The organism is Streptomyces sp. NEAU-YJ-81 (assembly GCF_017592595.1).
GTDB classification, from domain to species: Bacteria; Actinomycetota; Actinomycetes; order Streptomycetales; family Streptomycetaceae; genus Streptomyces; species Streptomyces hygroscopicus_B.
The window spans coordinates 550,466-569,865 of record NZ_JAGFNO010000005.1; the positions used below are offsets into that span (position 1 = coordinate 550,466).

At 69.5% G+C, this 19,400-nt stretch carries 15 protein-coding genes; 12 read left to right on the forward strand and 3 right to left on the reverse strand.

Annotation, left to right across the window (positions count from 1 at the left end; all coding sequences use genetic code 11):
• Positions 1-26: 26 nt before the first annotated feature.
• Positions 27-1,508, forward strand: a complete 1,482-nt coding sequence (locus J5X86_RS16080; RefSeq protein WP_208517479.1) for an LVIVD repeat-containing protein — start codon at positions 27-29, stop codon at positions 1,506-1,508.
• 12 nt (positions 1,509-1,520) lie between these two features.
• Here J5X86_RS16080 and J5X86_RS16085 read toward each other — a convergent pair whose 3' ends face one another.
• On the reverse strand, positions 1,521-2,162 hold the full coding sequence (locus tag J5X86_RS16085) for a TetR/AcrR family transcriptional regulator (RefSeq protein WP_208517480.1): 642 nt from the start codon (positions 2,160-2,162) through the stop codon (positions 1,521-1,523).
• Positions 2,163-2,335: 173 nt separating this feature from the next.
• Complete coding sequence (locus tag J5X86_RS16090; protein WP_208517481.1) at positions 2,336-3,049, reverse strand: HAD family hydrolase; 714 nt, start codon at positions 3,047-3,049, stop codon at positions 2,336-2,338.
• A gap of 812 nt (positions 3,050-3,861) precedes the next feature.
• Between J5X86_RS16090 and J5X86_RS16095 the strand changes: the two genes are divergently transcribed.
• From J5X86_RS16095 to J5X86_RS16115, 5 genes are all read left to right on the forward strand, one after another.
• Positions 3,862-6,699, forward strand: coding sequence for a LuxR family transcriptional regulator (locus tag J5X86_RS16095; protein ID WP_208517482.1), 2,838 nt, complete (start codon positions 3,862-3,864; stop codon positions 6,697-6,699).
• 155 nt (positions 6,700-6,854) lie between these two features.
• The gene (locus J5X86_RS16100) at positions 6,855-8,048 is read left to right on the forward strand and encodes a cytochrome P450 (RefSeq protein WP_208517483.1); all 1,194 of its coding nucleotides are present in this window, start codon (positions 6,855-6,857) and stop codon (positions 8,046-8,048) included.
• Between the two features lie 42 nt (positions 8,049-8,090).
• On the forward strand, positions 8,091-8,285 hold the full coding sequence (locus tag J5X86_RS16105) for a ferredoxin (RefSeq protein ID WP_208517530.1): 195 nt from the start codon (positions 8,091-8,093) through the stop codon (positions 8,283-8,285).
• Between the two features lie 76 nt (positions 8,286-8,361).
• Positions 8,362-9,426: a 3-dehydroquinate synthase gene (locus tag J5X86_RS16110; protein WP_208517484.1), complete on the forward strand. Its 1,065-nt coding sequence runs from the start codon at positions 8,362-8,364 to the stop codon at positions 9,424-9,426.
• A 326-nt stretch (positions 9,427-9,752) separates the two neighbouring features.
• Positions 9,753-12,482, forward strand: a complete 2,730-nt coding sequence (locus J5X86_RS16115) for a LuxR family transcriptional regulator (protein WP_243980540.1) — start codon at positions 9,753-9,755, stop codon at positions 12,480-12,482.
• A gap of 132 nt (positions 12,483-12,614) precedes the next feature.
• On the opposite strand, the gene J5X86_RS16120 is transcribed toward J5X86_RS16115, so the two are convergent.
• Positions 12,615-13,271 carry an O-methyltransferase gene (locus J5X86_RS16120; protein WP_208517486.1) on the reverse strand — a complete coding sequence of 219 codons (657 nt, stop codon included), beginning with the start codon at positions 13,269-13,271 and terminating at the stop codon, positions 12,615-12,617.
• A gap of 244 nt (positions 13,272-13,515) precedes the next feature.
• Between J5X86_RS16120 and J5X86_RS16125 the strand changes: the two genes are divergently transcribed.
• From J5X86_RS16125 to J5X86_RS16150, 6 genes are read left to right on the forward strand one after another with little or no spacing between them, the layout of a single operon-like run.
• On the forward strand, positions 13,516-14,382 hold the full coding sequence (locus tag J5X86_RS16125) for a 3-hydroxyacyl-CoA dehydrogenase family protein (protein ID WP_208517487.1): 867 nt from the start codon (positions 13,516-13,518) through the stop codon (positions 14,380-14,382).
• The gene (locus J5X86_RS16130) at positions 14,379-14,654 is read left to right on the forward strand and encodes an acyl carrier protein (protein ID WP_014058869.1); all 276 of its coding nucleotides are present in this window, start codon (positions 14,379-14,381) and stop codon (positions 14,652-14,654) included. The genes J5X86_RS16125 and J5X86_RS16130 overlap by 4 nt, the downstream gene beginning before the upstream one ends.
• Positions 14,651-15,763, forward strand: coding sequence for an acyl-CoA dehydrogenase family protein (locus J5X86_RS16135; protein ID WP_208517488.1), 1,113 nt, complete (start codon positions 14,651-14,653; stop codon positions 15,761-15,763). The genes J5X86_RS16130 and J5X86_RS16135 overlap by 4 nt, the downstream gene beginning before the upstream one ends.
• On the forward strand, positions 15,760-16,872 hold the full coding sequence (locus tag J5X86_RS16140) for an HAD family hydrolase (RefSeq protein ID WP_208517489.1): 1,113 nt from the start codon (positions 15,760-15,762) through the stop codon (positions 16,870-16,872). The genes J5X86_RS16135 and J5X86_RS16140 overlap by 4 nt, the downstream gene beginning before the upstream one ends.
• Before the next feature lie 52 nt (positions 16,873-16,924).
• Positions 16,925-18,991, forward strand: a complete 2,067-nt coding sequence (locus J5X86_RS16145; protein ID WP_208517490.1) for a carbamoyltransferase C-terminal domain-containing protein — start codon at positions 16,925-16,927, stop codon at positions 18,989-18,991.
• Positions 18,992-18,995: 4 nt separating this feature from the next.
• On the forward strand, positions 18,996-19,319 hold the full coding sequence (locus tag J5X86_RS16150; RefSeq protein ID WP_208517491.1) for an O-linked N-acetylglucosamine transferase: 324 nt from the start codon (positions 18,996-18,998) through the stop codon (positions 19,317-19,319).
• The last annotated feature ends 81 nt before the right edge of the window (positions 19,320-19,400 follow it).

Here is a 19,400-nt window from a genome sequence, read left to right on the forward strand (position 1 = left end):
GGGGACGGCGAAAAAGGGAGGACGCAGTGAAGCCGTGGGAAAGACCTCCGCAGCGGCGCAGATATCTCGGCGCGGCCGCGGCCGCCTTCGGTCTGGTGGCCACCTTGCTGGCCGCGGGCCCGGCGGCCGCGACGCCCGACCCCGGTGACGCCCCGCACAAGGAGCGGGTGACGAAGGGTCAGCAGTCGGAAGCCAGGGCCGCCATCGAGAACGGCGACATCCCCGGCGTGGACCAGGTGGTCCACAGCGACAATGTCAGCCACCTCACCAACATCCCCAAGCAGGACCTCAAGGGCATCAACACCGACCTGGCCTTCCAGGGCAAGTACGCCTTCGCGGGCAACTACGACGGCTTTGTCATCTACGACATCAGCCGGCCGAAGAGCCCGAAGATGGTGAGCCAGGTGCTCTGCCCGGGCTCGCAGAACGATGTGTCGGTCTCGGGAGACCTGCTCTTCCTCTCCACCGACTCCTCGCGCAGCGACAACTCCTGCACCAGCACCACCCAGCCCGCGACCGAGAAGTCCTCCTGGGAGGGCATGAAGGTCTTCGACATCAGCGACAAGCGGAACCCTCAGTACGTCGCCGCCGTCGAGACCTCGTGCGGTTCGCACACCCACACCCTGGTGCCCGAGCGCAAGGACGTGTACATCTACGTCTCCTCGTACGCGCCCAGCGCCACCTTCCCGGACTGCCGGCCCCCGCATGACGGCATCTCCGTCATCAAGGTGCCCCGTAAGGCGCCCGAAAAGGCCGCGGTCATCGACTTCCCCGTGCTCTTCCCGGACGGCGGAAACCCCGGTGGACCCACCAACCCCGGCGTCTCGCAGACCACCGGCTGCCATGACCTCACCACGTTCCCCAAGCTGAAGCTGGCGGCGGGCGCGTGCATGGGCGACGGCGTCCTGCTCGACATCGCCGACCCCGCGAAGCCGAGGGTCATCGACCGGGTCGAGGACAACGTCAACTTCGCCTTCTGGCACTCGGCGACCTTCAACGAGCGCGGCACCAAGGTCGTGTTCACCGATGAGCTGGGCGGCGGCGTCGCCGCGACCTGCAACACCGAGGTGGGCCAGGACCGCGGCGCCGACGGCATCTACGACATCGTCGGCAAGGGCGACAAGCGCAAGCTGGTCTTCCGGAGCTACTACAAGATCCCGCGCCACCAGGCCGACACCGAGAACTGCGTCGCCCACAACGGCTCGCTGATCCCGGCCAAGGGCCGCGACATCATGGTCCAGGCGTGGTACCAGGGCGGCGTCTCCGTCTGGGACTTCACCAACTCCGACAAGCCCAAGGAGATCGGCTACTTCGAGCGCGGGCCGCTCTCCGGCGACACGCTCGTCACCGGCGGCTCCTGGTCCGCGTACTACTACAACGGCTACATCTACTCCAACGACATCGAAAAGGGCTTCGATGTCCTGAAGATCCACGACCGGCGCACCGACAGCGCCGCGTCGGTCCGGCTGCGCGAGCTGAACACGCAGACGCAGCCCGACTACCGCTGAGTGCCCGTTCGTTCACTCCAGCGTGCTCATCCGGCTCCCGTCGGGCGGCTCCTCGCCCGGCGGGAGCCCGAGCTCCCAGTCCAGTCCATAGCGGTGGAACAGCTCCGCCCGCAGCCGCTCGGGCGGCATCGGCGCGCCCGGCAGCAGCACCGCGACCACCGCGCCCATCAGCAGGGCGCGCAGCAGCCGGTAGTCGGTCTCGGGGTCCTCGGAGCCGTACCGCGTGACGGTGTCCCGCAGCAGACCGGCCAGCCGCTGCTGCTCGGGGCACTGGATGAAGCCCTCGGCCGTGAGGATCCCCGCCATATGCGTCCGCATCAGCCGCGGCCGGTCCCGGGCCAGCCCCAGGATCGCGTCGATCGCCCGCGCCATCAGCTCCCGCCCGGTCTCCTCGCCCTCCGGACGCGGCTCCCGCTCGAGCCCCCGGGCCAGCTCCATGTGCATCAGCCGGTGGACGGCCGTCTGCAGCAGCTGCCGCTTGCCCGGGAAGTAGTACGAGACCAGGCCGCGGGCGGCTCCGGCCCGGTCGGCGATATGGGCGAGGGTGGTCGCCTCGTAGCCGTGCTCGTCGATCAGCTCGACCGTCGCCTCCAGCAGACGGGCCTGGGATCGGCGGCGCAACTCCTCATTGACCGACGGGCTTCGGGGGACCATGCTGTAACTCCTGCGTTGGCTGGCTGTCAGCCAATATACTCAGGCGACGTTCGGTTGTCCGCCGATCCTTCGAGGGCCGCCGTATGTCTCCGCCGGTTCGGGCGACATCGGGGGATCGCCCGAACCGGTGGGTTCGCCCCGTGAGATCCCTTTCGGGCTTCGTTCCGCGGGGCCTAGGGAGCCGTGGCGGCGTCCGGCAGCAGGCCGAGAATCGCGCGCAGGGCGTCCGGACGCCGGTCCACCGGGAGATGGTCCACCAGGTGAACCCGGCAGCCCAGGGCCGCCGCTCCCCCGTCCGCCCGGCGGTCGTCGCCCACCATCACCGCGTCGCCCGGGGCCACGCCCAGCGCGTCGCACGCGGCCTGGAACAGCCTCGGGTCCGGCTTCTGCACCCCGTGCTCGTACGAGAGCGCATAGGCGTCCACCAGCGGGTCCAGGCCGTGGGCGCGGAAGACCGGGCGCAGATCCCAGCCGATGTTGCTGACCACCGCGATCCGCACCCCGCGCCGGCGCAGCTCGCCCAGCACCTCGCGGGCGTCGGGGTAGGGCCGCCAGGCCGCGGGCTCCATATGGCGGTCATAGAGGGCGTCGTATAGCTCGGGGCGGGGCAGCGGCACCTCGCGGGCCATACCGGTGAAGGCGGCCCGGTGCAGCTCGGCGCCGCGGTCCCGTACGGCCCACACCTCCTCCAGGTGCGGCGGCACCGCGCGCGGCGGGGCGCCGCCGGGCAGCGCACCGGCCTCCTCCAGGCTCCGCGCGTAGGGTAGGACATCCTCGTCCGGGACCGCGGTCCCGGACCGCTCCAGCACGGTACGGAGCCAGGACTCGGCGGACTCGATTCGGAACAGCGTCCCGGAGAAGTCGAACAACGCGCCCTTGACGATCACAGTTCACGCTCCCTCGTCTCTGATGTGGCCAGGAGCCAGGACTTCCGGCATCGTATGCCGCGGGTCCGGCCCCGGGCTCGGTCCACGGCGCACCCGTTTCGGCCGTTTTGCAGGCAGATAAATCCCGGCCAAATCGCGGCGAAGAGTTTAGGGGAATCATAGGGCGGCGGCCGTTTATGGTCGCGCTGTCACGGTGATCATATAGGGGTCAATCCCCGTATCTCCGCGACGAGTCGGGGGCAGACATTATCTGCTGAGGGACGAGGAGGTTGCCGGGAATGGTACGCGACATGACTTTGAGGCAACCGGGGGATGACCGCAGGTGGGGCACTTGCCGCTCCGGAGCCCGCTGGGACGGGCGCGGAGCGGCGACCGGCCGGGGCGGCTGCGGGTAAACCACCAGCTTTGCACAGGGCAAGGAATACTGCCGGGTCCATAATCGGTTCAGAGTCTGAGGTGCATTCGCGTCGGCATGCCGCACATCGCCTTTCTCCTGCGCGTCGGCACCGGTGGCGTCCCGCCCTTCTCGGGGGTGCGAGGACGGGGCCGCCCGCTCAGTCAGGCACGTTCGCACGGGGGTCGGAAACCGTGGCTCATCATGATCGGTGGAAGGTTTCGCTCCGGTTGTGACTCTGCTTGTATGAACGTCAAGGAGATGGGCTCCCACCGGAGGTGATCCAGATCAGGGAATCAGCCGCCGTCGGCGCAGCGGTTATCTGTCTCGTCAGAGAAGCCTTCTTCCGCAGGGTGGGATGACTGCGGAGATCAACTCATCGCTCAGACGCACACCCCCACAGCGAGGACTGATGAGTATGGGACTGACAGATTATCAATTCGAGCTTCGCGACGTCCTCGACACGGCAGCACGAGGCAACGGCGGGCTTCTCCAAGTGACCGGGGGGCCCGGTGTCGGAAAGACCTCCTTATTGGGAAGTCTGAAGGAGCAGGCGGCCGAGTCGGGTGCGGTCTGTCTTATGGCGTCCGGATTCGCGGACGACACCGCCATCCCGTTCAACATAGTGGAACAGCTTATCTGGTCCTCCGCGTTCACGGGTGAATTGGACGTCGTGACGCGCTGGAGGACTGCCGGAGAGCGGTATTCGGAAGCCGAACCCGGCATGCTGAGAAGCCTGGTCCGTGAAATATCCGATGTGCTGCACCGTATCGCGGGCGGCAGGCAACTGATCATCGCGGTTGACGATGCCGAGCATGCCGACTACCCCTCCCTCATGTGCCTTCTGCATATCGCCAGGCATGCCTCCGGCACCCGTACGCTCGTCGTGATGACCGGCGGGCAGACACATCAGCTGTGCGCCGGGACTCACAGCTTCCATGAGTTCTACAAGATCAAGATCGATACACTCCCGGAATCCGGGGTCGGACACCTGCTGGAGCGGCACAGCGACACGGACCTCGCCGACCGGATCCGCGCCTCCTGTCACGCCGTCAGCGGTGGCAATCCCAGACTGGTCAAGGCCCTGCTGCGCGACCATCTCCAAGCAGCTCCGGGCGGGTCGGAGACAGCTGTCACCGTCGGTGCGGAGTTCCAGGAGGCCCATCGCGGCTGCCTGTTATCCCATCCGGCGTTGCTCCAGGTGGCACAGGCCCTCGCGGTGCTGGACCGGTACGGCAGCCCGTGGCGGGTGGCCAATCTGCTCGAATGCGGCCAGGAACGCGCGGCCCGGGCCATCACCATCATGAACTCCGCGGGACTGCTGGAGGACGGACGTTTCCGGCACCCCGCGGCGCGATACGCCACGTTGGAGACGCTGCCCGCGGAGGACCGGGCCCGCCTCAGCACGAAAGCGGCCGAACTTCTGTATGCCGATGGGGCCGACCCGATCGCGGTGGCGGAACTCCTGGTCACCGCCGACAAAACGCCCGACCAAAAAGGCGTCACAGTGCTCTGGCACGCGGCCCAGAAGAATCTCGACCACGGCCGTACGGAGGAAGCGATCGCCGGCCTGCGGCTCGCCGCCCGCGCGGACCTCGGCCGGCGGGAGCACCTGGACATTCTCATGGCGCTGGTCGGGGCGTTATGGTCCAGCAATCCGGCGACCGCCGAACCCGAACTCGACCGCCTGGTGGCCGCGATACGGGAGGAATTCCCCGCGGACATCCCCGAGCAGTATCTGTGCTTCCTGCTCTTCATGGTGCTGTGGTTCGGCCGGTTCAGCGATGGGGAAGAAGCCTTCAAGTGGCTGTCGGGCGGTGGTGACACCGATAATGCGTCCAGCATGGCCGCTCTGCGGGTGACCCGGCAGTGGGCCACCTTCCTCAAACCGACCCTGATCCATGACTTCCCCGACCACGCTCCCTCGGACGGGGAAGTCGACGGACTGTGGGCGGCCAACCTGGAGCACGGTCTGCAGCTATCCGTCGGCGAACTGGGCATGGAGATCGGGCATTTCCAGGATCCCCGGCAGGTGGCGGACTTCTCTCCCGATACCATGCATCTATTGTCGCCCTCCAACCACTTCTGGTTCGCGTACGCATACGCCTGCCGAATGGTCTGGGCATTGGCCGCGAGAGGAGAAACGGAAACGGCGGACCGGCTGTGCGGCGCGCTTTTCACCGCGGCCGACAAGCTGAACATGAAGACGCCCGGCGCCGTCGCCCTGTCCATGCGTGCCTACATCAGATGCCGCCATGGGGACTTCACCTCGGCCATCGATCTCGCCGGCACCGCACTGAAGTCCATCCCCCCGCGCGGCTGGGGCGTCGCCATCGGATTACCGCTCTCCGTTCTGGTGGCGGCCCACACCGCCATCGGCAGACTCGATGAGGCCCAGCGATATCTGCATTACTGGGTGCCGAAGGAAATGTTCGACAGCGTTGTGGGATTGGAGTACCTCCGGGCTCGCGGACAGTACTGCCTGGCCACCAACCGCCCCTACGCCGCGCTGAACGATTTCATGGTGAGCGGGATGCTGATGGACCAGTGGCCCGTGGACTTCGGCGACCTGGCGCCCTGGCGCATCGACGCCGCCGAGGCATATCTGCATGTCCAGGAGCCGGCGGAGGCCAAAAGACTCGCCCTGGAAGAGCTCAAGCTCTCACCCGACCGCCCCTTGAGCACCCGTGGCCGAGCGCTGCGCGTTCTGGCCATGGCCGAGGACCCGGACAAGCGCAGGCTGCTCCTCTATCAGTCCGCCAAGTGTCTGCGCGAGCACGGCGACCGTTTCGAACTCGCCCGTACGCTCGCCGAGCTCAGCCAGGACTTCCTCAGCACCGGGGAAACCCAACAGGCGCGCAGCACCTGGCATGAGGTGCAGAAGCTGATGGACGAGTGCGGGATCAGCGCCCAGCACGAGAGCCGCAGGGACCTCGTCGTGGACGGCGCCGAGAGCCCCGCGGACGCTCGACTGCCGGAAGCTGCAGGGGATGCCGGGGAGTCCGAGGAGAGAGACCCCGGCGCATCGGCCGAAGGCGCAGAGCAGCCCGTTCTCTCGGAGGCCGAGTGGCGTGTGGCGACCCTGGCCGCGTCGGGGATGTCCAACCGGCAGATCGCCAAGAGCCTCTACATCACGGTCAGCACCGTGGAGCAGCATCTGACCCGCATCTACCGCAAGCTCTCCGTGGGAAATCGGCAGGAGTTGTCCCGTCGCCTGTGGCTGCTCATCGGAGCCACCGGATCGTCCTCCTGCTGAGCGTCCTGCCGCCGAGGCACGGGGGATACCTGCCCTCAAGCCAAGGGGGCATAGGGGAGTGGTTAGGGGAGTGGAGAGCGGGTGCGCGGACCAGACTTGTCCATCCGTAGGGCGGCGCAGTGGTGGCGACGAAGCGACTGACGGGACGGACAGGCATGGACGAGATACGCGACTACCCCGAATTGCGGGCTGCTGCATGCCCGTTCTCACCCCCGCCGGGATACGAGGAGCTGCGCGAGCGGTCCGCCGTCACGCGGGTGCGGATGTGGGACGGCAGCACTCCGTTTCTCGTCACCGGCTATCACGAGGCGCGGGCCGCGCTCGGCGACAGCAGGTTCAGCGCCGACGGCACGCACAAGGCGATGCCCCGCTTCGTGAAGTTCGAGGTGCCGGCCGAGGTGTTCAACCTCGGGAGGATGGACGATCCGGAGCACGCCCGGATCCGCCGCATGCTCACCGCGAACTTCACCATCCGGCGCACCGAGGCGATGCGGCCGATGATCCAGGGCATCGTCGACGGCCTCCTGGACCGGCTGATCGCCCACGGCCCGCCGGCCGACCTGGTGGCCGACTTCGCCTTCCCCCTGCCGTCCCAGGTGATCGGCGTGATGCTGGGGGTCTCGGACGCCGACTTCGCGGAGTTCCAGCAGGCGTCGCAGGGCGTCATGGACTTCACCGCGTCGGCCGAGGAGATGGGCGCCGCGCTCGGCGTCATGGTGGACTACGTCACCCGGATGTGCGCGGCCAAGCGCGCCGACCCGGGAGACGACCTCCTCAGCCGGCTCATCGTCGACCAGGAGCCGACGGGCGGGCTCACCCAGCAGCAGGTGGTCGCCACCGCCCTGGTGCTCCTGCTGGCCGGGCACGAGACCACCGCCAACATGATCGCCCTGTCCACCGTCCTGTTGCTGAGCCACCCCGACCAGCTCGCCCGGCTGCGGGCGGACGCCGGGCTGATGGGCAACGCGGTGGACGAACTGCTCCGGTACATCACGATCGTCCAGGAAGGCACCGGACGGGTGGCCACCGAGGACGTCGAGGTCGGCGGCGTGCTCATCCCGGCCGGTGAAGGGGTGATCATCAATCTGCCCAGCGCCAACCGCGACCCCCACTTCGCGGACGCCCACGAACTGGACCTGAGCCGGCCGAACGCCCGCGAACATGTCGCGTTCGGCTTTGGAGTGCACCAGTGCCTGGGGCAGACCCTCGCCCGGGTCGAGCTCCAGATCGCCCTGGAGACCCTGCTGCGCCGACTGCCCACACTGCGCCTGGAGGTCCCGTTCGACGACCTGGCGTTTCTGTACGAGTCGATGAACTTCGGCGTCGCCCGTGTGCCCGTCGCCTGGTGACCGCGGAACGGATGACAGAAGGATGATGAGGGGAACACGATGGTGAAGGTCTCGGTGGATCAGGACAAGTGCTGCGCGGCCGGGCATTGCGCGCTGGCGGCGCCGGAGGTTTTCGACCAGCGGGAGGAGGACGGGACCGTGGTCCTGCTGGATGCGCGGCCGCCGCTCGCGCTGCGCGACAGCGTCGCCGAGGCGTCGTTCCTGTGCCCGGCCGCCGCGATCGCGGTCGAGGACTGAAAAGCGCTCCGCACCCGATTCCGGCCCCGGCGAGACGGCTTCTCGCCGGGGCCGCGTCAGCGATGGGAAGGCAGTCTTGACCACGTCGACTTCCACTCCGGCCGCCGGCTCCGTTTCCCCTGCCCGACAGGTCATCGTCGGGCTGGCCGAACGCTCCTACACCGTTCACATCGGCCACGGTGTGCAGGGGCTGCTCCCACAGGTGGTGGCCGCCCTGGGCGCGCGCAGGGCGGTGGTGGTCACCGCGCGGCCCGCCGAGCAGACCCCCGACCCAGAAGTGCCCTCGCTCGTCGTACCCGCCCGCGACGGGGAGGAGGCCAAGGACCTGGCCGCCGTGACCGACCTGTGCCGCCGGTTCGTCGGATTCGGGCTGACCCGCTCGGATGTGGTGGTGTCCTGTGGCGGCGGCACCACGACCGACACGGTGGGCCTGGCCGCCGCCCTCTACCACCGGGGCACCCCGGTCGTACACGTGCCGACCTCGCTGCTCGCCCAGGTGGACGCGAGCGTCGGCGGAAAGACCGCGGTGAATCTGCCCGAGGGCAAGAACCTGGTCGGCGCCTACTGGCAGCCCGCGGCCGTGCTCTGCGACCTCGAGCACCTGAAAACCCTGCCCGAACGGGAATGGCGCAACGGCCTCGGTGAGATCGCCCGCTGCCACTTCATCGGCGCGCCCGATCTCGACGGGCTGCCGCTGCTCGACCAGATCTCGGCCAGTGTGACGCTCAAGGCGGGCATCGTCGCCGCGGACGAACGCGACTCGGGCCTGCGCCACCTCCTCAACTACGGACACACCTTGGGGCATGCGCTGGAACGTGCCACCGGGTTCGCGCTGCGGCACGGCGAGGGCGTGGCCATCGGCACGGTCTTCGCCGGCCGGCTCGCCGGCGCGCTGGGGCGCATCGGCCCGGACCGGGTCGCCGAGCACCATGACGTCGTATCCCGCTACGGGCTGCCGACCGGGCTGCCCCCGGATGTCTCGGTGTCCGGGCTGGTGGAGCTGATGCGCCTGGACAAAAAGGCCACCGACGGGCTGACGTTCGTCCTGGACGGCCCCGAGGGGCCCGGACTGGTGCGCGGGATCCCCGAGGACACTGTCAGCGCCACCCTCGCGGCGATGCCCCGCGCCACCGCATGGTGATACGTCACGGTATCCGAGCCACCTGGACGTTTCCCCGCATGCGTTTTAGGGGCGCACGGACTCGATAGGGGGTTGACCGTGCGGCGCCCGCCACGGATATCTGAACGGCGCGATGAAGAGAACGAGATGCGGTGGCGCCGGTTAGGGGGCGGAGGTTCCGGTAGGGGTTGAGGCGGGCAGGGGCGGGCTGATGGAATCGTGTCCCGATCAACAATTTGGTCTGACTCAAGGGCCGCGAGTCCGCATTCCGTCGACCTCGATCGGGGACCATCACCATGCCCTACAGCTATGCCATGCCGGTGAATACCGAGCCGAATTCCCGTCCGATGGGCGGGGTATTGCATACCGCGGCGTACCTCGGACATCCATTCGGTGACTCCTTGGTGCGGCCCGGGCAGGCTCTTCTCGTGGACGGACCGCTGGCATGCGGGAAGACGACCCTGCTCCGGTCGTTCGCCGAGCGAGCCTCGGAGGCCGGCTATCTCACCGTCACGGCGACGTGTTCCCCCAGCGAGCGGGACCTTCCCTTCGGCATCGTCTCACAATTGGCCCGCGGCGCCTGGAAGTCACCGGGCGGGCCGCCCGAGGTACCGGGGCTGCCGGACATCCTCCGCGCGGCCGGCGATCCGCTGGACCAGGCCGGGATCGCCCGGCTGTGCCACCGGCTGTGCACCTCGCTGATCGACCACGCGGAACATACGCCGCTGCTCCTCGCCGTGGACGATGTCCGGCACAGCGACCCGGCCTCCGCACACTTCCTCCTGCAACTGGTGCGGCGCCTGGACTCGGCGCGCATCGCGGCCGTATTCACCGACGACTTGAGCCTGCCCTCGTCCCTGCCGCTCCGCTACGAACTGCTGCGCGCCCAGCACCTGCGCCGCATCGGCCTGGGCCCGCTCTCCCCCGGCCAGGTGGCCGAAGTGGTCGTGGCGGAGCTGGGGGAGACCGCGCGCCGCCACGTCGGCGACATCTGCGCCGCCACGGGTGGCAACCGGCTGCTGCTGCACACTCTGCTGTCCGACTACCGCGAACACGGCGAGGCCCGCCAGGCCGGCTACGGCCAGTCCTTCCTGAGCTGCCTGCACCGCAATGAGCCGATCTTCCTGGATGTGGTGCGCGCGCTGGCCGTGGTGGGATCCGCCCTGCCCGCCGCCGACCTCGCCTGGATGACCGGCCACGAGCCCGAGCCCATCAGCCAGGTGCTCGCGGCGCTGACCGGAGCCGGGCTGATGGACGAGGGCGAGTTCCGGCAGGAGGCGGCCCGGTTGAGCGTGCTCAACGACATGCCGGCACAGGCCCGCAGGACCCTGCACCAGCGGGCCGCGCGGCTGCTGCACGACCAGGGCAGGCCCGCCACCACGATCGCCCGTCATCTGGTGCGGGCCGGGCAGATCCCCGATTCATGGTCGGCCGAGGTGCTTCTGGAAGTGGCCGAGCAGGTGGCGGTGGGCGAAGAGGCGTCCATCGCCGTCGACTTACTGGAGCAGTCCTTCGAGCAATGCCCGCACGAAGAGCGCCGCGCCGCCCTGCGGGCGAAGCTCGCCGAGGCGGAATGGAAGATCAATCCGTCCACCGCCACGCGGCACCACGCACCGCTGTACGGCGCCGTCCGCGCCGGCCGGCTCGGCCTCCCCGACAGCGTCACCCTGCTCATGCAGCTCCTGTGGAAGGGGGGACTGAGCGAGGTGGAGGGGCTGCTCGCCCACCTGCGCGAGGACCCCGCGGCCACGGACCAGCTCCATGCCATCGAGGCGGCACTCACCTGCACCTATCCCTGGCTGGCGGAGCGGCGGGCGGCCCCGGCCCACCACGGTGGCTCCGCGGCGACACGGGCGGCGGTGTGGCCCCGGGCCGGCACGGTCCTGGCCGACGTGCTCACCGGCGGGCAGACCCATGACACCGTCCGGCGGGCCGAGGAGGTGCTGCGCGAACTGCAGCTCGGGCACGACCCGGCATGCCACGAGCAGGCGGGGCTGTTCGCCCTGCTCGCCCTGGTCTACGGCGGCCGCAATGACCTGGCGTCCGCCTGGTGCGAGGGTGCGCTCGGCGAGACCGGTGGGGGACCGCACGTCCCGATGCGGCAGGCGGTGCTGTCGGCGGCCAGGTCGGAGATCGCACTGCGCCGCGGTGACCTCGCCGAGGCCGCGGAGCAGTCCCGCGCCGCCCTCACCCACGCCTCCCCCGGCGCCTGGGGTGTCGCGATCGGGCTGCCGCTCGGGGCCCTCATCCTGGCGTGTACGCGGATGGGGCGGCACGAGGAGGCGGGGTTCCATGTCGCGCAGACCGTGCCCAACGCCATGTTCAAAAGCTCCTACGGGCTGCACTACCTGTACGCGCGCGGCCACTACTTCCTGGCGGCGGGCCGGCACCAGGCCGCGCTCGCGGACTTCCTGCTGTGCGGCGAACTGCTCACCGACTGGGGGCTGAGCAGCGGCTGCGACCCGGTGCCGTGGCGGATCGGGGCGGCGGAGGCATGGCTGGCGCAGGGCAACCACGACCAGGCCCGGATCCTGGTGTACCAGCAGCTCAGCCGTCCGCACACGGACGGCGCCCGGGCCCGCGGGCAGTCGTTGCGTCTTCTGGCGGCCACCAGTTCGGCGAAGCGGCGGCCGCAGTTGCTCAACGAGGCGGTGGGCCTGTTCACCGAGCAGGAGGACAAGTACGAGCTGGCCCGCACGCTGTGGGACCTCAGCCAGGCGTACCACGCGCTCGGTGAGAAGAAGCAGGCCCGCCGGACCATGCGCCGGGCCTGGCATGTGGCGAAGATGTGCGACGCGGCGTCGCTGTACGAGGAGTGGCTGCCGGCCGACGACCAGGCCCATGCCACGGCACCAACGCCGAAGTCGGACACCGCGATCGAGCGGCTGACGCACTCCGAACGGCGTGTCGCGTCGCTGGCCGCGATGGGCTACACCAACCGGGAGATCGCCGGGAAGCTGTACGTCACGGCCAGCACGGTGGAGCAGCATCTGACCCGGGTGTTCCGCAAGCTGGACATCAAGCACCGGGAGCAACTGCCCACCGAACTGTACGTCGACCGGCTGGAGTTGGCGTGACCGCGGCGCCGCGCGCCTGACAGCGGAGCCGCGCGGACGGCCATGTCCCGGGGGCCCGGAACATGGCCGTCAGACGTTCGGACTCTCAGCCGCGCAGACTCTCAGCCCCTCATCAGGCGCTCAGCCGCGGAGTCAGCGTTTGACCGCGAGCGTGATGCCGTCCCCCACGGTGAGCATGCTGATCTCGACGCGGCCATCCTCCCGGAACAGCTTGTTCACCTCGCGCAGGGCGGCGGTGTCGGCGTCCTGCGCGGCGGGGTCGGTCACCCGGCCGAAGAAGAGGGTGTTGTCCAGGACGATGAGCCCGCCACGCCGCAGCATCGCCAGCGACTCCTCGTAGTAGTGCGCGTATCCGGTCTTGTCCGCGTCGATGAAGACCAGGTCGAACTCCCGGCCCTCCCGCCGCAGTCCGGCCAGTGTCTCCTTGGCGTCACCGATGCGCACGTCGATGCGGTCCGCCACGTCGGCGCGCTCCCAGAACGGGCGGCCGAGCCCCGGCCACTTCGCCGTGATGTCGCAGGTCACCAGCGTGCCGTCGGCCGGCAGGGCCCGTGCCATGCACAGCGTGCTGTATCCGGTGAAGGTGCCGATCTCCAACACCGAACGGGCGCCGACGAGCCTGACCAGCAGCCCGAGGAGCTGGCCCTCCTCGGGCATCACCTGCATGGCCTGGGCTGCGGGCAGACCCGCGGTCTCCGCCCGCAGCCCGGCCAGAATCTCGTCATCGCGCAGGGACAGTTCCCGGACATATCCGAGAATTTCTTCGGTCACATCGACTTGCTGAGCCATCGGATTTCCGCACCCCGCAAAGCTGAAAAAGGGAAGGTTCAGGGAAAGGCAATGCGGCCCATGCTAAGAATCCGTCGACGCGCCGCGCAATGGCGTCTTCCAGAATGCTGGAACTCATATTCCGGCTGAGGGGGGTATAGGGGGGATCCTTAGGGGATTTGGGTGACCGCCCGGAGAATACCGTGAACGCGGAAGCGCGTGTCATGGTCGGCACGTTGTTCACAACGCGCTGCGGAGGCGATTGATGAGCGGAGATGCGGAAGCGCCGCGGCTCACGGTGCTGGGCGCAGGAACGATGGGACTGGGAATCACCTCTCTCGTCGTCGGGCACGGAATCCCGGTGACGGTCGTCGAGGTGGACGAGGCCAAGGCCGGCCGGACACGGGCCGCGGTCACCGAACGGCTCCGCATGGCGCAGCTCATGGGAGCCCTGCCGGACGGCCGCCCGCAGGGCGAGCTGACGGTCACCGCGTCCCTGGCCGACGGCCGGAACGCCACCGCCGTGGTGGAGGCCGTCACCGAGGACACCCCCACCAAGGCCAAGGTGCTCGAAGCGGTCGCCGGGCTCACCGGAGCGCGGGTGCCGCTGATCTCGAACACCTCCTCCATCCCGATCGACGAACTGGCAGGTCATATCGCCGATCCGGCACGACTGGTCGGCACCCACTTCATGAACCCGCCTTATCTGATCCCGACGGTGGAGGTGATCCGCGGCCCCCGTACCGGGGAAGCGGTGATGACCGCCGTGACGGATCTGCTGCGCGCGCTGGAGCGCAAGCCGGTCGTCGTCGGCGACGGGCCGGGGTTCGTCACCAGCCGGGTGCTGCACCCGATGATCAACGACGCGATCCGGGTGGTGCAGGAGGGCACGGCGACGGTGGAGGCCGTGGACGTACTCATGCGGGACTGCCTGGGCCACCGCACCGGGCCGCTGCGCACCGCGGACCTGATCGGCCTGGACAACCTCGCCGACTCGCTGCGCGTGCTGCAGATACGCACCGGCGACGCCCGGTGCGCGCCGTGCGAACTGCTGCTGAAAAAGGTCCGCGACGGCCACCTGGGCCGCAAGTCGGGCCGGGGGTTCTACGCATACGGGAAGGAACTGGCGTGACCATCTCATCCGAGCCGGGCAGCCACACCGCCGAGACGGTGGCGCAGGAGGTGCAGCAGTTCCTCGAACAGCGCACCAAGCAGACCTGGGACCCGGACACCGACCTGTTCAGCACCGGCGCCGTGTCCTCGATGTTCGCCATGGAGCTGGTCGTGCACCTGGAGTCGACCTTCGACGTGGTGATCACCGGCCCCGACCTGGCGCTGGACAACTTCCGCACGGTCAACGCGATGACCGCGATGGTCCTGCGGCTGCGCGGGGCACAGCCGTGACCGACGCCGCCACCAGCCATACGGAGCTGGTCAGTGGGTTGATCGGGGACCGGGCGGACGCCTGGGACCTGGCCGGGGAGCTGCCCCGCGACCTCCTGGTCAAACTCGGCGCCTCCGGTGTGCTGTGCGCGCAGGTCGGCGCCGAGCACGGCGGCACCGGACTGGACAGCCATGCCAACGGGGAGCTCACCGCGGCGGTCGGCGCCCGGTGCAGCTCGCTGCGCAGCGTGATGACGTCCCAGGGCATGGCGGCATGGACCGTACGGCGGCTGGGCGGCGCGGAACAGTGGGGCACCTTTCTGCCCCGGCTGACCTCCGGTGACCTGGCGGCAGTCGGATTCAGCGAGCCCGGGGCGGGCAGCGACCTGGCGGCGATGGAGACCGAGATCGCCGACGACGGCACACACGTGGTCGTCACCGGGCGCAAGGTGTGGATCACCGCCGCCCACTACGCCGACCTGCTGGTGGTGTTCGGGAAGTACCGCGGCGGCGCCGCGGCCGTGGTCGTGCCCGCCCAGGCCCCCGGAGTCCGCGTCACGCGGGTGCCGGACCCGCTGGGCTGCCGCGCCGCCGGCCACGCGGACATCACCCTGGACGCGGTCCGGGTACCCGCCGGTCACGTACTCGGTGGCACCGGACTGCCGCTCCCCCTGGCGACCACCGCGGCGCTCACCTACGGGCGCATGTCCGTGGCGTGGGGGTGCGTCGGCATCCTGCGCGCCTGCCTGGACGCGGCCGCCACGCACACCGCCACCCGGGAACAGTCCGGCCGCAAACTCGCCGAGCACCAGCTGGTGGCCCGGCACCTGGCCGAACTGTACGTCGCGGAGCGGCACGCCACCCGGGCCTGCGAACACGCCAGCGCCTCCTGGGACACCGGCTCGCCCGATATGGCGGTCGACGCGGTGCACGCCAAGTACGTCGCGTCCCGCGAGGCGGCCGAGGGCGCGGCACGCGCCGTACAGCTCCTGGCGTCGGCCGCGGCATCCGACGGCCATGTGGTGGCCCGGGCCTACCGCGACGCGAAGCTGATGGAAGTCATCGAGGGCACCAGCGAGATCTGCCAGCTCGTCCTCGCCCAGCACACGCGGAAGAAGGTGCAAGCATGACGGAGGGGAAGCCCGTGAGCGAGCCGCCGACGGCCGTCAAATGTCTCGTCTGGGACCTGGACAACACACTGTGGCGCGGCACCCTGCTCGAAGACGGCGAGGTGCTGCCGTTCGAGTGGGTGCGCGATGTCATCACCACCCTCGACGAACGCGGCATTCTCCAGTCGATCGCCAGCAAGAACGACCACGACCACGCCTGGGAGCGCCTGGAGGCGCTGGGCCTCGCCGAGTACTTCGTACTGCCGCACATCGGCTGGGGCCCCAAGTCCGCATCGCTACGCGCCATCGCCGATCGGCTGAACTTCGCGGACCGCGCCATGGCGTTCGTCGACGACCAGCCCGCCGAACGGGCCGAGGTCACCTACCGGCTCCCCGAAGTGCGCTGCTACGCGGCCGAGGACCTGGCCGGGCTCACCCGGCTGCCCGAGTTCAGCCCCGCCGTGGTCACCGTGGACTCGCGGCAGCGCCGGAACATGTACCAGTCCGGGTTCCGCCGTGACGCCGAGCGGGCCGAGTTCAGCGGCCCCGACGAGGACTTTCTGCGCACCCTGGACATACGGATGGGCATCTCCCGCGCCACGGAGCCGGAGCTGTCCCGGGTCGAGGAACTGACCCTGCGCACCAGCCAGATGAACGCCACCGGTGTGCATTACCCCGACTCCGTACTGCGCGGACTGCTCACCGACCCCGCACACGAGGTGCTGGTCATCACGATGGCCGACCGGTTCGGCCCGCACGGCGCCGTCGGCATCGTGCTGCTGGAACGGCACCCCGCGGTGTGGCATCTGAAACTGCTCGCCACCTCCTGCCGTGTGGTCTCCTACGGGGCCGGGTCCACCCTGCTGAACTGGCTGGCCGATCAGGCGGCGCAGGCCGGGGTGCACCTGGCCGCCGACTTCCGGCGCACCGATCGCAACCGGATGATGGAGGTCGCCTACCGCTTCGCCGGGTTCGCCGACACCACCTGCGCCTGCACCGCCGCCCTCGCGGTCCCCGACGAGGAGGGGGTCGAACGCCTCCACCTCACCCCCGCGTTCCAGCCGGCACCGACGACGCTGCGGCTGACGGCGCCTGAGCTCGCCGACGCGGCGCTGCCGCGCTCCCGGTGACCGGCGGGCGTCTTCCGCCCCGCATCCTCGCGTTCGCCTCCGACTGGTTTGGGTGATCACTGTGCTTGTGCTCGGGCTCAACGGCAACTTCTCCGCCGCGGACACCGATGTGGTGCCGCAGCTCGGCGAGGTGTTCTTTCACGACTCGGCGGCTTCTTTGATCCGCGACGGCGAACTCGTGGCCGCCGTGGAGGAGGAGCGGCTCAACCGGATCAAGAAGACAACCAAATTTCCGCTCAACGCGGTCCGTGAGTGCCTGGCGCTGGCCGGTGCGCGGCCCGAGGACGTCGACGCGGTGGGCTACTACTTTCCCGAGAACCACATCGACACCGTCCTCAACCACCTCTACACCGAATATCCGCGGGCACCCCTGCGCTACTCCCGGGAGCTGATCCGGCAGCGGCTGAAGGAGGGCCTGGGCTGGGACCTGCCGGACGAGAAGCTGGTGTACGTGCCGCACCACGAGGCGCACGCGTACTCCTCGTATCTGCACTCCGGCATGGACTCCGCACTGGTCCTGGTGCTGGACGGCCGCGGCGAACTGCACTCCGGCACCGTCTACCGCGCCGAGAGCACGCAACTGGAGAAGCTGGCCGACTACCCGGTGCCCAAGTCGCTCGGCGGGCTCTACCTGAACGCCACCTATCTGCTCGGCTACGGCTTCGGCGACGAGTACAAGGTGATGGGCCTGGCCCCCTGGGGCAACCCGGAGACCTACCGCGACACCTTCGCCAAGCTCTACACCCTCCAGGACAAGGGCGAGTACGAGCTGCACGGCAACATCATGGTGCCGAACCTGGTCAGCCCGCTGTTCTACGCCGAGGGCTTCCGGCCGCGCCGCAAGGGCGAGCCGTTCACCCAAGCGCACCGCGACTTCGCCGCCGCGCTCCAGGAGACGGTCGAGAAGATCGTGCTGCACATCCTCGAATACTGGGCGAAGACCAGCGGCCACTCCCGCCTGTGCTTCGGCGGTGGCGTCGCCCACAACTCCAGCCTCAACGGGCTGATCCTCAAGTCCGGACTCTTCGACGAGGTGTTCGTGCACCCCGCCTCGCACGACGCGGGCGCGGGCGAGGGCGCCGCCTACGCCGCGGCGGCGAGCCTTGGCACGCTGGAGTGCCCGAGGAAGCGGCTGCTCAGCGCGAGCCTCGGCCCGGCACTGGGCGGCCGGGAGCAGATCAGGGCACGGTTGGCCGACTGGGCGCCGCTGATCGATGTGGAGTTCCCGGACGACGCCGTGGAGACCGCGGCCGGACTTCTCGCCGAGGGACAGGTGCTCGGCTGGGCGTACGGCCGCTCCGAGTTCGGCCCCCGCGCCCTGGGCCACCGCAGCATCGTCGCGGACGCACGCCCCGAGGAGAACCGGACCCGCATCAACGCGATGGTGAAGAAGCGCGAGGGCTTCCGGCCGTTCGCCCCGGTGGTCACCGCCGAAGCCGCCCGCGACTACTTCGACCTCTCCGGCGCGGACGGCAACCACGAGTTCATGTCCTTCGTGGTGCCGGTGCTGCCGGAGCGGCGTGCGGAACTCGGCGCGGTCACCCACGTGGACGGCACCGCCCGGGTACAGGTCGTCTCCGCCGAGTCGGGCGAGCGGTTCCACCGCCTGGTGCGGCGGTTCGGCGAACTGACCGGCACCCCCGTGCTCCTCAACACCTCCTTCAACAACAACGCCGAACCCATCGTGCAGAGCCTCGACGACGTGGTCACCAGCTTCCTGACCACCGACCTGGACGTGCTGGTGGTGGAGGACTGCCTGGTACGCGGCAAACCCTCGCCCGACCTGGGCGTTCTGGTGCCGCGGTTCCGCCCGGTGACCCGGCTGGTCGAGCGCAGGACGGCCGGTCCGGACGCCTCGGCGGGAGCCCAGATCCACGAGATCCACCTCGACTACGACGGCGGCCCGTCCGCGAAGGTGTCGCCCGAGCTGTACGAACTGCTCGGCGCGGTGGACGGCACCACCACCCTCGGGGATCTGGCCAAGACCGTGGGCGGGCTGTCGGACGCACTGGCCACCGAGGTGTTCGCCCTGTGGGAGCAGCGGTTCCTCACCCTGGCCCCGGCCGGGGACATCCCGTCGGGCCACGGGCCCGCGGACGACGGTGCGCGGGGGCGTTGACCCGATGGCGGCGGACCCGAGGGTGGCCGACCCGATGGCGGCGGACCCGATCAGCGAAGTGCACCGGGAGATCACCCGGCTGCTGACGGAGCTGGGCCGGGCCGGCGGGCGGCCGGACGCCCTCGTGGAGGCGTGCGTCGCCTGCCTGGAGGCCGCACAGTCCACCTCGGCCGCCGCCACCGGACAGGAAAAGCCGGACACCGCCGCCCAGGAGGCGCTGCACGCGGTCAACGCGGCGGCACTGGCCATCAGGTACGCCCTGATCAAGGCGGGCGACGAGCGCCGCCGCGCGGCCCGGACCGGGGAGAGCGTCACCTCGGACACGTAAGGAGTGACGGCCGCCGGGCCGTAAAGCCGGTCAGTGAAACTGGTCCCTTCCCCCAAAGAAAGCGGGGGAAGGGACCAGTCA